Annotated in this window: 11 protein-coding genes; 8 read left to right on the forward strand and 3 right to left on the reverse strand. The window is 63.5% G+C overall.

Going from position 1 to position 15,312, the window contains the following annotated elements; translation table 11 throughout:
• On the reverse strand, window positions 1-2,177 hold a 2,177-nt coding region (locus CWO89_RS28320; protein WP_130581885.1), incomplete at its 3' end, for a bifunctional diguanylate cyclase/phosphodiesterase.
• Window positions 2,178-2,419: 242 nt separating this feature from the next.
• On the opposite strand from CWO89_RS28320, the gene CWO89_RS28325 reads away from it, so the two are divergent.
• Window positions 2,420-3,118, forward strand: coding sequence for an ABC transporter permease (locus tag CWO89_RS28325; RefSeq protein ID WP_130581886.1), 699 nt, complete (start codon window positions 2,420-2,422; stop codon window positions 3,116-3,118).
• On the opposite strand, the gene CWO89_RS28330 is transcribed toward CWO89_RS28325, so the two are convergent.
• The gene (locus tag CWO89_RS28330) at window positions 3,092-3,898 is read right to left on the reverse strand and encodes an ABC transporter substrate-binding protein (RefSeq protein ID WP_130581887.1); all 807 of its coding nucleotides are present in this window, start codon (window positions 3,896-3,898) and stop codon (window positions 3,092-3,094) included. The two genes, CWO89_RS28325 and CWO89_RS28330, sit on opposite strands and share 27 nt — an antisense overlap.
• A gap of 338 nt (window positions 3,899-4,236) precedes the next feature.
• On the opposite strand from CWO89_RS28330, the gene CWO89_RS28335 reads away from it, so the two are divergent.
• The 4 genes from CWO89_RS28335 to CWO89_RS28350 all read left to right on the forward strand — a co-directional run bounded on the left by CWO89_RS28335 (window position 4,237) and on the right by CWO89_RS28350 (window position 11,043).
• Complete coding sequence (locus tag CWO89_RS28335) at window positions 4,237-4,515, forward strand: hypothetical protein (protein WP_130581888.1); 279 nt, start codon at window positions 4,237-4,239, stop codon at window positions 4,513-4,515.
• 113 nt (window positions 4,516-4,628) lie between these two features.
• On the forward strand, window positions 4,629-5,843 hold the full coding sequence (locus tag CWO89_RS28340; RefSeq protein ID WP_130581889.1) for an efflux RND transporter periplasmic adaptor subunit: 1,215 nt from the start codon (window positions 4,629-4,631) through the stop codon (window positions 5,841-5,843).
• On the forward strand, window positions 5,836-9,066 hold the full coding sequence (locus tag CWO89_RS28345) for an efflux RND transporter permease subunit (RefSeq protein ID WP_130581890.1): 3,231 nt from the start codon (window positions 5,836-5,838) through the stop codon (window positions 9,064-9,066). The genes CWO89_RS28340 and CWO89_RS28345 overlap by 8 nt, the downstream gene beginning before the upstream one ends.
• A gap of 138 nt (window positions 9,067-9,204) precedes the next feature.
• Window positions 9,205-11,043, forward strand: coding sequence for an alkaline phosphatase family protein (locus CWO89_RS28350; RefSeq protein WP_130581891.1), 1,839 nt, complete (start codon window positions 9,205-9,207; stop codon window positions 11,041-11,043).
• A gap of 36 nt (window positions 11,044-11,079) precedes the next feature.
• On the opposite strand, the gene CWO89_RS28355 is transcribed toward CWO89_RS28350, so the two are convergent.
• A complete protein-coding gene (locus tag CWO89_RS28355) occupies window positions 11,080-11,652 on the reverse strand; it encodes a hypothetical protein (protein WP_130581892.1) in 573 nt (190 codons plus the stop codon).
• A 389-nt stretch (window positions 11,653-12,041) separates the two neighbouring features.
• On the opposite strand from CWO89_RS28355, the gene CWO89_RS28360 reads away from it, so the two are divergent.
• The 3 genes from CWO89_RS28360 to CWO89_RS28370 all read left to right on the forward strand — a co-directional run bounded on the left by CWO89_RS28360 (window position 12,042) and on the right by CWO89_RS28370 (window position 15,040).
• Window positions 12,042-12,701: a peroxiredoxin gene (locus CWO89_RS28360; RefSeq protein WP_130581893.1), complete on the forward strand. Its 660-nt coding sequence runs from the start codon at window positions 12,042-12,044 to the stop codon at window positions 12,699-12,701.
• Window positions 12,702-12,967: 266 nt separating this feature from the next.
• Window positions 12,968-14,536 carry an adenylate/guanylate cyclase domain-containing protein gene (locus tag CWO89_RS28365; protein ID WP_130581894.1) on the forward strand — a complete coding sequence of 523 codons (1,569 nt, stop codon included), beginning with the start codon at window positions 12,968-12,970 and terminating at the stop codon, window positions 14,534-14,536.
• A 225-nt stretch (window positions 14,537-14,761) separates the two neighbouring features.
• Window positions 14,762-15,040 (forward strand): histone, encoded by a 279-nt coding sequence (locus tag CWO89_RS28370; protein WP_130581895.1) that lies wholly within the window; start codon window positions 14,762-14,764, stop codon window positions 15,038-15,040.
• Window positions 15,041-15,312: the final 272 nt, after the last annotated feature.

Genomic DNA, 15,312 nt, shown 5'->3' on the forward strand with positions numbered 1-15,312 from the left:
GTCTCAGTGCAGGCGGTCCGCAGCACCCACTGCCCGATCTCCTCGATCAGGCCCGTCTCCTCGGCGACCGGAATAAACTCGGCCGGCGACACCATGCCGCGCACCGGATGCCGCCAGCGCACCAGCGCCTCGCAGCCGGTGACCTCGTCGCTGCGCAGATCGACCAGCGGCTGATAGTGGATTTCGAACCCGCCTTCGACCAGCGCAGTGCGCATATCGGCTTCTAGCTCGCGGCGGAGCTTGGCCTCCTTCTCCATCTCCGGCTCGAAGAAACGGTGGGTGCGGCGACCGGCAGCCTTGGCGGCGTACATCGCAAGGTCCGCGCGCTTCAACAAGCCGAGCAGATCGGTACCATCCCGCGGCGCGACCGCGATGCCGATGCTGGCGTCGCCGGACAAGTGATGGCCATGGCAATCGAACGGCGTCCGCAGCGCCTGATAGATCCGTTCAACAAGCGCGCTGACATCGATATCGGCCGTGATGCCGCGCTGAACGATGGCGAACTCGTCCCCGCCGAGACGAGCGATGAAATCCTCCGGTCCGATCGACTGCCGCAACAGTTCGGCGACACCTGTGAGGAATTCATCGCCGATCAAATGGCCGAGCGAATCGTTGATGCGCTTGAACTCGTCGATATCGATATAGAGGATCGCGAACTGCACATCGGCTGTTTCGAGCAGCAAGCCTTCGGCGTGGCGCTGGAACAGCGTCCGGTTCGGCAGACTGGTCAGCGGATCGTAATGGGCGAGATGTTCGATCTTCGCCTCGACCCGGCGCCGCTCGGTCACATCCTCGAACGTCGTGGCCCAGCCCCCATCCGGCGAATGTTTGAAGATCATTCGGATAATTCGTCCGTCTTGCGTCGAGAAGTGGCGTTCGCCGATCTCGCTGCTGTTAGGTCCGATGAAGTGCGCGCAATATTCGTCGACATCGCCGATAAAGGATCCGATCGACTGACGGTGCAGCACGAGGTCGCGCAGGTGGCATCCGGGCCTGGCGACGTCAGGCGATACGCCTAGCATATCGAGATAGCGCTGATTGCAGATCACGAGCCGGCCCGACGCATCGAACAGCAACAGCCCCTGGGTCATGTTGTTGATGGCGGTGTCGAGATGAGAGCTCTTCTCCGACAGCTTCTGGCGCGCGGCCTCATGCTGTTGCTGCAGTTGTCTCACGATCGGGAAGATCGTGACGATGACGACGATGATCGCCAGGATCGCAGCGCTGAACTGCAGTTTCGTCTGCGCCCGCCAGTCGGCGAGCGCGGTCGAGGTCTTGGTCGTGGCAACGATCAGGATCGGAAAATGAGTGAGCGGTCGAACCGCCCCGATCTTGTCTTCGGCATCTTCAGTGCTGAAGCGGCCCGAGATGTTCCCGTCAAGCGTCAGCGCCTTCTGGAATGACGGGAGACCGGCTACGCTCTTGCCAATCGCCCCATCATCCTTGGGATAGCGGGCGATCACCGTGCCGTCGCGATGGATCATTGAGATGATTGTGTCGCCATTCAGCGCCAGAGAGGCGACGAAATCCTCGAACTGGCTGGGCTCGACGCCCCGGCTGGAAAAGCCGATGATAGCGCCATTGCCGTCGACAATCTTGCGGGCGAACAGCGTCGTCCATTTGCCCGTGACGCGGCTCACCGCGGGCTCGACGATAACATCGGGTGTCGGCTTGCCGGAGGTAAACTCCCTGAAATATCGCCGATCCCTGACGTTCAGGTCAGGCACCGGCCACATCTCGGAGGAATTGATCAGCCATCCCTCGGCATTGAACAGATTGAGACCACCAACATGCGGCAGCGCCGCAAGCCTGGTGCGCAGCATTTCGTGCGCGCTCAGCAGCGACATCATCTTTTCGAACTGATCGGCCGTATCGACCCCGTCCGCCCGCATGTTGGCGACGACATCATCGTGCACGTGCTGGAGATCGGAGAGCTGCTGATCGAAATGGCGGGACAGCAGCAGCGCAGTGTTGGAGAGTTCGCGTTCGGCGAGATCGAGCGCGCGCTCCCGGAATTGCAGCGCCAAGTACCCGGTGCCGAGCCCAATCGCGGCCACGAGTGCCGCCGCGCACAGCACGAGCCACTGGATTGCACTCAATCGCAATGGCGCCACGACGGCCCATTTCGGCCACCACCGGCTCTGCAAGATATCGCTCTTGGCCGAGCTGTCTGACATTTCCCTGCCCCTACAAGCGCTTGTTGTAGGGGACACAACCCAAGAGGGCGTTAGGAAAATGAGTTATCAGCCGGTTAACATGGAACTTTGTTTCTGAGCGTTACCAGATTTCGCCCGCGCAACATTGCTTGTGCGGTATTGGACGTTACGCAGTTTATGAGAGATTTAGGTGTTTGCTGGATGGTGCCAGCCGGCAATCTTCATTCGGGCGATCTCACCGGGGCGGCCAAGCGCGCGGCAGAATGAATGATTTCACGCAATCGGTGGCGACGGCGCTCTCGCTGATCGCCAGCCTTGACGCTGAGCTGATCGGCATCGTCCTGCTATCGTTGCGCGTCAGCCTGACGGCGAGCCTGCTCGCGCTGCTGATCGGCGCGCCCCTCGGCGTCCTGCTCGCGATCAGCCGGTTTCAGGGCAGGCAGGCCACGATCGTGCTGGCGAACGCCATGCTCGGCCTGCCGCCGGTGGTGGTCGGACTGGCCCTTTACCTCCTGCTGTCGCGTTCCGGTCCGCTCGGCTTTGCCGGACTGCTGTTCACGCCGAGCGCGATGATTGTCGCGCAGACGATCCTCGCCACGCCGATCGTGGTCGCACTCGTGCACCGTCCGGTCTCGCTACTGTGGGCGGAATATGCCGACCTCATGCGCACCGATGGCATGTCGCGCCTGCGCAGCATGGCGGTGTTGTCATCGCTCGGCCGCGGCTCGTTGTTGACGGCGTTTCTTGCCGCCTTCGGCCGCGCCATCGCCGAAGTCGGCGCCATCATCATCGTCGGCGGCAATATCCGCGGCTACACCCGGACCATGACGACCGCGATCGCGCTGGAAACCAGCAAGGGCGAGTTGCCACTGGCGCTCGGGCTCGGCCTGATCCTGCTCGGCCTCAGCGTGACCGTGAGCACGGTCGCGTTCCTGCTAGTCGGACGCGTTGGGGAAAAATAGCTGCTCGCCGCCGACCTTGTAGTCGGCGATCACCTTCTGCCCCTCGGCGGAGATCAGCCAGTCAATGAAGGCCTGCCCATCCTTGGCTTTCACGGTTGGGTGCTTGGCCGGGTTGACCAGCATCACGCCATATTGGTTGAACAGGCGCCGATCGCCCTCGGTCAGGATCGCGAGATCGCCGCGATTCTTGAACGATAGCCAGGTGCCGCGATCCGAGAGCACATAGGCGTTGTCGGATGCTGCCATGTTGAGTGCAGGCCCCATCCCCTGCCCGATCTCGCGATACCAGGATCCCTTCGCCGTCGCGATGTCGATGCCGGCCTCCTTCCATAGCCGCAATTCGGCCTGGTGCGTGCCGGAGCGGTCGCCGCGCGAGACGAAGGTCGCCTTCGCGGCGGCGATCTTCTTCAGCGCTTCCGTGACGTCGTTGCCATCAGCGATGTGCGCCGGATCCGCCTTCGGGCCGATCACCACGAAATCGTTGTACATCACGTCCTGGCGTTTGACGCCAAATCCTTCGGCCAGGAACTTCTCCTCCGCCGGGCGATCATGCACGAACACCACGTCGGCATCGCCCCGCCGTCCGATGTCGAGCGCCTGGCCGGTGCCGACCGCGACCACCTTGACACCGATCCCCGTCGCCGCCGTAAAGCGCGGCAAGAGGAAACCGAACAGTCCGGACTGCTCGGTCGATGTCGTCGATGCCACCGTGATTGAGCGCTCCTGCGCGAACGCGCTGGAGATCATGAGAAGAGTTGCGACCACGATTCGTGCGAGCATTTCCCTCACCTGCGCGAAGCCGGCTGTTTAGGAACTTCTACTTCATCTCAGCCTGCCCGACCATAAGCGAGGCGATCCGCCGCAGCGATCGGAGGCTCGGGCTTTACGATGGCCCCAAACTGCGCGACTCCATCGTCGCGCCGTCATGTTCGGCGTCACGAGGAACAAGCGGCTGCCGGCGAAAGCGTAACGTTATAGCATTCAGCTATCTGCTGCCTTGAATCGGCACCGGGGCGGCGCTAACTAGCGGCATGGACTCTCGCTTCGCCGCACCGGATTCTGCGACCCGCAAGGCCCCGTCACGCCCGTGGCGTAGCCTGCTCGCGGGAATGATCTCGTTGGCGCTCGTGCTGTCCTTCTTTCACGGTCTCGGCTTCGATAGTGACGATGCTGTGCCGGCGCTGTCGATCGCGCAACTCGCCGGTGATACCACCGACAAGGCTCCCGTCCATCCAGCATTGCCCCATGGCGACCACTGTCTGACCCACGTATCGACCGTGGCGACGCAGGACACGTCGGTCACGATCGAATATACCGCGCACGCCTATCGCTTCCTTGCCATGCGTGCCCCCGAAGCGGCCGAACCGATCTCTCCCTTCAAGCCACCCCGCGCCTGATCCGATCGGCATGACCGATCCGGCCGCGCGGCCTCCCGGCAGCGGGCCTTGCTTGCACGCATCACTATGGCAGCAGCGCCGGACTTGGACCCGCGCGCGGTGGGAAGGCATATATGAGACGGATTCTTCTTTTCGTTGCCGGCATCATCGTCGGCGGCCTGGGTATCACGGTCTGGTCGCATTGGCCGCTATCGGGCACGCCAGCGCCGCAGGAAACGGCGACGACTGGAACGGCAAAAGCCGAAAGCGAGGATCACGGCACCGAGCACATCGCGCTGAGCGAGGAGCAGATTAGAGATGCCGGCATCAGGCTGGCGCCGGTTGCGGGCGGTACGCTCAAACGCCACTTCCTGGCACCGGGCTCGCTTATCCCCGACGCCGACCACGTCGGCCGCGTCTCCGTGCGCGTGCTGGCGACGGTCGCCGAACTGCGCAAGCGCCTCGGCGACAGTGTCGAAAAAGGTGAGATCGTCGCCGTCATCGAAAGCCGGGACGTGGCGGACGCCAAGAGCGAATACCTCGCCGCGCGGCTGACCAACGATCTGCAGCAGACGCTCTACAACAGGCAAAAGAGCTTGGCCGAAAGCCGGGCCATGTCGGAAAACGAATTCCTGCGGATCCAGCTCACCGCCAATGACGCACGGATCAAGCTCGACGGCGCCAGGCAAAAGCTATTCGCGCTGGGGCTCTCAGAAAAGGAGATCGTCGACCTCCCGAACCAGCCGCCGGAAAGCCTGCGCGAACAATATTTGCGTGCGCCGATCTCGGGCCGCGTCTCGGAGCGGCGCGTCGACCTCGGTGGGCTGATCGGCCGCGAGGGCCAGGAAAGTGAGCTGTTCGTCATTGTCAATCTCGACGATATCTGGGTCGATCTCGCGGTCTCCCCGGAAGACATCGCCGCCGTGCGCGAGGGCGGACTGGTCACGATCCGCGCCATCGGCAGCGACGACGAAGCGGTCGCGCGGGTGATCTTTGTCAGCCCCCTGCTCGATCGCGAGACCCGCAACGCCCGCGTGATCGCAACCCTGGCGAACCGGGATCACCGATGGAGGCCCGGCACTTTCGTCACCGCGGAAGTGCCGCTCGGCGGCGAGTCCTCCAAGGTGATCGTCTCGAAGAAAGCGCTTCAGACCGTCAAGGGCAACGCCACGATATTCGTGCGTAACGCCGAAGGGTTTGAGGCGCGACAGGTGCGTACCGGTCGCGAGGATGATGACGACGTCGAGATCGTGAGCGGCCTTTCGCCCGGAGAGACGATCGCGGTCGGCAACACATTCACGCTCAAGGCCGAGCTGGAAAAGGCCGAAGCGGAGCATGGCCATGATTGAGGGGATCATCGGCTTCTCGATTCATCGTCGCTGGGTCGTCGCTGCGCTCTGCGCCGTCGTCATGGCGCTCGGCGGCTTTGCGTTGACGAGGGTATCGATCGACGCGGTGCCCGACATCACCAACAAGCAGGTGCAGATCAACACCGCGGCCCACGCGCTGTCGCCGCTCGAGATCGAGAAGCAGGTCACCTTTCCGGTCGAGACGGCGCTCGCCGGCGCGCCCGGCCTCGAGAGCACACGCTCGCTGTCGCGCAACGGCTTTTCACAGGTGACCGCGGTCCTCAGCGAAGGCACCGATATCTACTTTGCGCGCCAGCAGGTCACCGAACGCCTCGCCGAGGTCCGCGCGCGCCTGCCGCAAGGCATCGAGCCGCGGATCGGTCCGGTCTCGACCGGGCTCGGCGAGATCTACATGTGGACCGTTCGCTTCGCCGACAGACCGGTCGAAGCCGACGGCGCGCCGGGCCTGCAACGCGACGGAAGCTTTGTCACCAGCGACGGGGCGCGGCTCAAGGGCGACATCGAGAAGAACGCCTATCTGCGCACGGTACAGGACTGGATCATCCGGCCGCAGATCAAGACCGTTCCCGGCGTTGCCGGCGTCGATACGATCGGCGGCTATCTCAAACAGTACCAGGTCCACCCGGATGCGGCGAAGCTGATCGCGCTCGGCCTGACCTTTGCCGATGTTGCGAACGCGATCGAGACCAACAATGTCAGCCGTGGCGCGCGCTACATTGAAAAGAACGGCGAGGGCTTTGTCGTGCGCTCCGGTGGCCGCATCGAGAACATGGAGGAGCTCGGCGCCATTGTCGTCACCACGCGCGGCGGCGTTCCCGTGCGGATCCGCGATATCGCCACCGTTGCGATCGGCGGCGAGAGCCGCACCGGCAGCGCAAGCGAGAACGGCCACGAGGTGGTGGTCGGCACCGCACTGATGCTCATCGGCGCCAACAGCCGCACCGTGTCGTCGGCGGTCGACACGCGGCTGCGCGAGATCGCGCCGACGCTGCCGCCCGGTGTCGAGGTCAAGACCGTGCTCGACCGCACTCAACTGGTCGATGCCACCGTCAGGACAGTTGCGACCAATCTGAGCGAGGGTGCGCTGTTGGTCATCGCGGTGCTGTTTGTCCTGCTGGGCAATTTTCGCGCCGCGCTGATCACCGCGCTGGTGATCCCCGTGGCGATGCTGATGACCACGATCGGCATGTGGCAGGGCCGCATCAGCGCCAATCTGATGAGCCTGGGCGCACTCGATTTCGGCCTGATCGTCGATGGCGCTGTCATCATCACCGAGAACAGCCTGCGCCATCTGGCGGAACGGCAACGCGACCTCGGGCGTCCCCTCTCGCGCGACGAGCGGCTGGCCACGGTGCGCGCTTCCGCGGTCGAGATGATCCGCCCGAGGCTCTACGGGCAGGCCATCATCCTTCTGGTTTACGTGCCGCTCCTCACCTTCACCGGCGTCGAAGGCAAGATGTTCACCCCGATGGCCGTGACCGTGATCCTGGCTCTGGCATCGGCATTCGTCCTGTCGCTGACGCTCGTTCCCGCCGCGATCGCCATTGCCGTCACCGGACGCGTTCAGGAGCATGAAAGCAAGCTGGTTGCTGCCTTGAAGCGCCTGTACCGGCCGCTGTTGCGCTATGCGATCGCAGCTCCGCTGCCCGTCATCGCAACGGCAGCCGTGCTGTTTGCTATCGCACTGGCGGGCTTCGCGCGCCTCGGGCAGGAGTTCATCCCGTCGCTGGACGAGAAGAATATCGCCATGCATGCGCTGCGGATTCCCAGCACCGCGCTGTCGCAATCGCAGGCGATGCAGCTTGCGGTCGAGAACGCCGTCAGCCGTCTGCCGCAGGTCGCCTTCGTCTTCTCCAAGACCGGCACGGCCGAGGTCGCGAGCGACCCGATGCCGCCGAACGCGTCCGACACCTTCATCATGCTCAAGCCGCGCGATCAATGGCCGGATCCTTCGATGACGAAGGAGGAACTGGTCGAGCAGATCGCAAGATCGGTCAATCGCGTTCCCGGAAATGTCTACGAGTTCACCCAGCCGATCCAGATGCGCTTCAACGAACTGCTGGCCGGCGTTCGCGGCGACATCGCCGTCAAGGTGTTTGGCGACGAGTTCGAGCCGTTGCTGAAAGCGGCCAACGAAGTGGCCTCGATCCTGCGCTCGGTGCAGGGGGCGACCGATGTGAAGGTGGAACAGGCCGGCGGCCTTCCCGTCCTTGACATCAAGGTCGACCGTGCCGCGATCGCCCGCCGCGGTCTGAGCGCGGCGGCGGTGCAGGATGTGATCGGCGCCGCCGTCGGCGGCCAGGACGCCGGCGTCGTGTTCGAGGGCGACCGCCGGTTCGACATCGTCGTAAGATTGCCGGAAGGCTTGCGATCCGACCTCGAGGCGCTCGGCAACCTTCCCGTGGCGCTGCCGAAGGCAACGCCCAATGCAACGGTCCAGAGCCTGCCGCTTAACCGATTGGCGCGATTCTCCTTCACCAAGGGGCCGAACCAGATCAGCCGCGAGAACGGCAAGCGCCGCATCGTCATCACCGCCAACGTCCGCGGCCGCGACCTCGGCTCGGTCGTCGCGGAAGCCCAGGCCAAGGTCGGCCAGCAGGTCAAGCTGCCGCCCGGCTACTGGATGAGTTGGGGCGGACAGTTCGAGAACCTGGCGGCGGCGCGGCAGAGGCTCGGCATCGTCGTGCCGGCGTGCTTTGCAGTGATCTTCCTGCTGCTGCTGGCGGCCACCGGATCGACGCGCGATGCGCTGGTGGTGTTCAGCGCCGTGCCGCTCGCGCTCACCGGCGGCATCGCCGCGCTCTGGCTTCGCGGCATGCCGTTCTCGATCTCGGCGGCGGTCGGCTTCATTGCGCTGTCCGGCGTCGCCGTGCTGAACGGCCTGGTGATGCTGAGCCTGGTCCGTAAGCTCCATGAGGACGGCATGCCGCTGCGACAGGCAATCGAGAATGGCGCCCTCACCCGGCTTCGCCCGGTCGTGATGACCGCACTCGTGGCGGCGCTCGGCTTTGTGCCGATGGCCTTCGCCACCGGCACGGGCGCGGAGGTGCAAAAACCGCTGGCGACCGTGGTCATCGGCGGCCTGATCAGCGCGACCCTGCTGACGCTCGCCGTTCTGCCAGCGCTCTACGCACGGTTCGGGCGGCGGGGTGAGCATGCTGCCGAACTGCGCGCCGGGCTACCCAAGGCGGCACACAACTGATCGCGATGCGAAGCTCGGAGCAATGACTCGATAGTTCGACGGGCATCGTGGCCAGATGTAACAATTCTGTCATATAGCAAAACTAAACGGGTGCGACGATCGATCGCAGGAAGTTGCTGCTGACAGGGGGAAATGAAGATGCGCCGCACAATAACATTGCTATCGGCAGGCTTGATCACGCTCGCGGCCGGGGCCGCATCGGCCCAGAACAACTCGCCACGTAACGTGATCCTGTTCATCCCCGACGGTCTGCGCTCCCGCATCGTCACCCCGCAGACGGCGCCGACGATGGCCGATATCCGCGACAAGGGCGTCAACTTCAAGAACTCGCATTCACTGTTTCCGACCTTCACCATGGCCAACAGCTCGGCCATGTCGACCGGCCACTATCTCGGCGACACCGGCACTTTCAGCAACACGATCTACACCGGCTATTCTTCGGCGCCGGCGGGCGACACCGTTGTGCCCTTCATCGAGAACGATGCGGTGCTGGCCGACATCGACGACCATTTCAACGGCGACTATCTGAACGAAGAGACCATCCTGAAGATGGCGCGCGAGAAGGGTTTCAGCACCGCGGCCATCGGCAAGGTCGGCCCGACGCTGCTGTTTGACCACACCGATCGCGGCAAGCACACCATCGTCTTCGACGATTCTACCGGCCGCAAGAACGGCGTTCCCGTGTCCGAGGAGGTGAAGGATGCGCTCGCCAAGGCCAACCTGGCGCTGACGACGCCCAGCCGCGGCGACAACGGCAAGGCCGGCGACGCCAAGACGCCGGGCACCACCGTGGCCAACGTCGCCCAGCAGGCCTATTTCGCCGACGTCGCCACCAAGGTCGTGCTGCCGATGTTCAAGGCCCGCAACAAGCCGTTCGTGCTGGTGTTCTGGTCGCGCGACCCTGACGGCAGCCAGCACAACACGGGCGACAGCCTCAACACGATCACGCCCGGGATCAACGGGCCGACCTCGATGGCCGCGATCAAGAACGCCGACGACAACCTTGCGCAGCTGCGCAAGGCGCTCGACGAACTCGGACTCGCCTCTTCCACCAACATCATCGTCTCCGCCGACCACGGCTTCTCGACGATCTCGAAAGAGAGCAAGACCAGCCCCTCGGCCAAGATCTCCTACGACGATACGCCGAAGGATTTCCTGCCGATGGGCTTCCTGGCGATCGATCTGGCCAAGGCGCTGGACCTGCCGCTGTTCGATCCCAACGACAAGAACGCGCGCGTCGCCGACAACGCCCATCCCAAGGCCGGCAACGGCGTGCTCGGCCAGGATCCAACCAAGCCCGATGTGGTCGTGGCCACCAATGGCGGGTCGGACCTGGTCTATCTGCCGAACCGGGACAAGAAGCTCACTGGCCGCGTCATCAAGGCGCTGCTGGAGCAGGACTATGTCAGCGGCCTCTTCGTCGATGACCGGTTCGGACGCTTCCCCGGCACGCTGCCGATCTCCCAGCTCAACCTGCGGGGCAAGGCGGTGACCCCGACGCCGTCGATCGTGGTCAACTTCCGCTCCTGGTCGTCGGGCTGCGAGGAGCCAACCAACTGCTCGGTCCAGGTCGCCGACACGGTCCTTCGCCAAGGCCAGGGCATGCACGGCAGCTTCAGCCGCGGCGACACGCTGAACTTCATGGCGGCGATCGGACCCGACTTCAAATCCGGCTATGTCGATCCCCTTCCTGTCAGCAACGCCGACGTCGGCATGACCATCGCCAAGCTGCTCGACCTCCGCACCAGCGCCAATGGCGGGCTGCTGGGTCGGGTGGTGTCGGAAGCGATCCCGAACGGCATCGTCCCGAAGATGGCCGACGGCACCATCACCTCGAAGCCGGCCGGCAACGGGCTGCGCACGGTCGTCAAATTCCAGCGGGTGCTGTCGACCCGCTATTTCGACGTCGCCGGTTTCCCCGGGCGGACGCTGGGGCTTGACGTCGAGAGCGGCAAACAGAAAACGGCGGGGAAATAGCCCCCGCCGTCGGTACCCTTTTCGAGGTCGGGTGGCTTACACCAACGCGATATCGAACACGTTCGGCAACTGCACCAGCGGCAGCGCCGCGGCGCCGACCAGGGTGGCGACCATCGCGGCGAGCGCGTGGCTGGTGCGGCGCTTGCCACGCATCTGGCTCGCGATCCACTCCAGCACCTTGGTGTCGATATTGGCGGCGTGGGTGGGCGCCCAGCTCTCGATGTCGGTGTCCGGCGACAGCGCCACCGTGCGGGGCGGCACCGGCAGGCCGGACATCGAAGCGGCGTGATGGGCGACCGCCTTGGCCAGGAGGTCGTCGAAACGGCCATCGTCGCTGCGCTCGGCCGCGGCTTCGTTGATCTCGAACAACGCCGCGACCTCCTCCCGGCTCACCGGCTGGTGCGCAACGGCGGAGGCGGTGAGGATGCGCGCGCACCAGGCGGCGTCATCGGCATCGAGCGCTCGGGAAAAGTGGATGCGGCCCTTGGTGGTGGGGCCTTCGCCGGTGATCACGCCATCGCGTACGATGGTGAGGGCATGGGCGGCAGTCTTGCGGCAGGACGGTTGCAGGGCGACCGCATCGGTCGCCTCGATACTAGGGGCAGACATAGCGAGACTTCTCAGTTCCTTATTTCAGTCCAGCATTTCCATGCCGGCGTAAACGAGTGGTTACCGATTCGAAACCGGGGTTTCGACATTTGTACATAGTTGCCAATTGGTCGCTGTGACGGCTGTCACGGTTCGCGCCTATTAGCAGACCGGACCGCGGAGATGGGGACCATAAAAGGCAATTCCACGGCAATCCGTGCTCTTGCGGGCATTATGGGTTTTTTCGCCGCAGGCGGGCCGATCAAAAGAAGTTGCTTGGAGTTCCGTCACAAAAGAGAATGATTTCACCTTTTAGCTACAGTGGTTCACTTAAGCCCTTGTTGTGCCTATACTCGGCGGTCACCCAGAAAAGATTTTCTTTAGCCACTTCAATAGCATGAGGCAAAACCATGACACTTCCCATTGGCGCGACCGCCCCCGACTTCGAAGCCGAAACCACCGAGGGCAAAATTAAATTCCACGACTGGATCGGCAATAGCTGGGCGCTCCTGTTCTCGCATCCCAAGGACTTCACCCCGGTCTGCACCACCGAGCTCGGCGCGCTCGCCAAGCTGAAACCGGAATTCGACAAGCGCGGCGTCAAGCTGATGGGCCTTTCCGTCGATCCCGTCGACCGCCATGCCAAATGGTCTGTTGACATCGAGGAGACCCAGGGTGCCGCGCCGAACTACCCGATGATCGCCGACACCGACTTCAACGTCTCCAAGCTCTACGAGATGCTGCCCGCCTCGACCTCGGGCGATCCCCTCGTCCGGACGCCGGCGGACAACCAGACCGTCCGCAACGTCTTCATCATCGGCCCCGACAAGAAGATCAAGCTGGTGCTGGTCTATCCGATGACCACCGGCCGCAACTTCCAGGAGATACTGCGCGTCATCGACTCGCTGCAGCTCACCGCCAAGCATCGCGTCGCGACGCCGGCCGACTGGAAGCAGGGCGAGGACGTCATCATCGCGGGCTCCGTCAGCGACGACGAAGCCAAGACGATCTACCCCGAAGGCTGGAAGGCGCCGAAGCCCTATATCCGTATCGTCGGACAACCGAAGTAAGCGCCCGCGCCATCGATATCCGACCATCATGCCCGGCCTCGCGCCGGGCATGAGAGAGCCGCTCCGAACTACATTTTCTCGCTCCCGATTGCCTCTCCGGCTAAGCCAGGGCCGCAATTGACTGCCGGCATCCCCACCTTCAGGCGCCGCCGCAGATCGCGCCGGTTACGCATCAATTTGAAGAAAGCTGCTTCGTAGCCGCGCTTTACAGGCGGTGGTTGCAATGGAAGTTTAGCCTGCGGACGGGCAGGAATCGGATCATCGCGATGGATAGCAATCCCAGACAAATACGCTCCGCGGCCCTGACAGGGTTCCTGATTGCACTGCTGCTCGCGGCCCTTCCGGTCGCGGTATGGCTCGACCTGACCAATCTCGCGGAAGTCGCGCTCCGGCGGCAGGCCAATGATCTCAATTCGCTCGTCAGCAGCGTTCGCTCCTATTACGCCTCGAACGTCGTCGGGCGGATATTGTCCCATCCCGGCCAGACCCAGGTGGTCCACAACTACGAGACCATTCCGGGCGCGATCCCAATCCCGGCGACGCTGTCGCTCGAGCTCGGGAAGGTCATCAGCGAGCAGCAGCAGAACATCACCTACCGCTTCGTCTCGGACTTCCCGTTCAAGAACCGTGCGCCGCACCAGCTCGATGAGTTCGAGAAAGCTTCGCTGCAGAGCCTGCGCACGAACCCGGACCAGAAGATCGTCGACACGACGACATCGCTGTTCAGCGACCGCGTCCGGCTGGTCGCCCCGGTCGTCATGGGCCCGGCCTGCGTCAGTTGCCACAACTCCCATCCCGAGAGCCCCAAGACGGACTGGAAGGTGGGCGACGTCCGCGGCATCCAGGAGGTCGCGATCACACAACCGATCGCCGCAAACCTGTTCTCCTTCAAATACCTGCTCGCCTATCTGGCGCTGGCCAGCATCAGCGGCCTCTCCTTCCTGATGATGCAGCGCCGCCAGGCCCGGCAAATCCGGGCCATGAACCGCGAGCTCGAATCCAACAACGATTTCCTCGCGACGCTGTCGCTGAAGATATCGCGCTACATCCCGCCGCAAATCTACAAGAGCATCTTCAGCGGCCAGAAGGACGTCACCATTCACACCGAGCGCAAGAAACTGACGATCTTCTTCTCGGACATCCAGAACTTCACCGCCACCACCGAGCGGCTGCAGCCGGAGCAGATCACCCAACTGCTCAACGAGTATTTCACCGAGATGTCCGAGATCGCCCACCAGCATGGCGGCACGATCGACAAGTTCATCGGCGACGCCATGCTGATCTTCTTCGGCGATCCCGAAACCAGGGGGGACCGGGCGGATGCCGAGGCCTGCGTCCAGATGGCCTGGAAGATGCAGCGCCGCCTGCTGGAGCTGAACGCCAAGTGGCGCGCCGCCGGCATTGAACAGCCCTTCAAGTCGCGGATGGGCATCAATTCCGGCTACTGCAATGTCGGCAATTTCGGCAGCGTGGACCGGATGGACTATACGATCATCGGCGCCGAAGCCAATCTGGCGGCGCGGCTGCAATCGATCGCCGAGCCCGGAGGCATCGTGGTCAGCTACGAGACCTTTGCGCTGGCCAGGGACATCATCCAGGCCCACCCGCTGCCCGCGATCACCATGAAGGGCATCAGCCGCGAGGTGATCCCCTATTCCATCGACAACGTGCTCGACGACACCGCGAAAGGCGATGTGATCGTCGAGCGCACGGCCGGGCTGGATTTCTACCTTGATCCATCCGTGCTCGATCCGCAGGGCATCGACCGGATCAAGGCGATCCTGAGCGATGCACTCGTCGCGCTCGACCGCAGGCGCGCCACGCCCGCGCAATAGCGGCGCTGAGCCGACAATCGAAGCTCCGGTCGGCGCCCCCTCAGTTCCCGGCGACGTCCCGCAGGCCGTTGCCCTGCCGGCCTCCGCGGTGGCTGACATCAGTCCCAGCGAACGACCGCGCTTGCCGCCTACGCCGAAGTGCGGAGTGCACGGACTGCGACATCGATTTGACGCTTTCAAGAATCCGGCTATCGTTGTGCTCTCGTTCAACTGTTGGGGGATGACATGGACGACGACAAGCCCGTAATCGATCAAGTGACCGACACGCTCGGCACCGCCGCAACGGCCACCACCGAAGTCGCGACGACAGCCGTGAAGAAGGTGCGAAGGGCCGCCAAGAAAGTGGCGAAGAAGGTAGCGGCGGCCAGGAAGAAGAAAGCAACGAAGACCAGAAAGGCCGGCAAGAAGGCCGCCAAGAAGTCGGCAAAGAAAGCCAAGAAGGCGCCAAAGAAAACGTCCAAGAAAGCTACCAAGAAAAAGAAGGCCAAGAAGTCGAAGCGCTGATTGCAGGCACCGCTCTGGCACCGGCGTCGTCCCGGCGCATGCTGGTACGACGAGTTCGTCATTGCGAACGCAGCGAAGCAATCCACGTCTCCACGAGGGGCACTATGGATTGCTTCGCTGCGCTCGCAATGACGGAGATGGGTTCTGATTTGAATATCAAACAGCGTGAGGATGCGCGTCCGCATTCTCGCGGCGTTTTGCGCCCGAGCTTTGCGTCTCGTTTCACCCTCTCATCGAGCAGAGGGCGCAGGGAAAGCCGGGTGCCGGTTGCA

Origin of the sequence: Bradyrhizobium sp. Leo170, from assembly GCF_004296405.1 — a bacterium.
GTDB lineage: Bacteria > Pseudomonadota > Alphaproteobacteria > Rhizobiales > Xanthobacteraceae > Bradyrhizobium.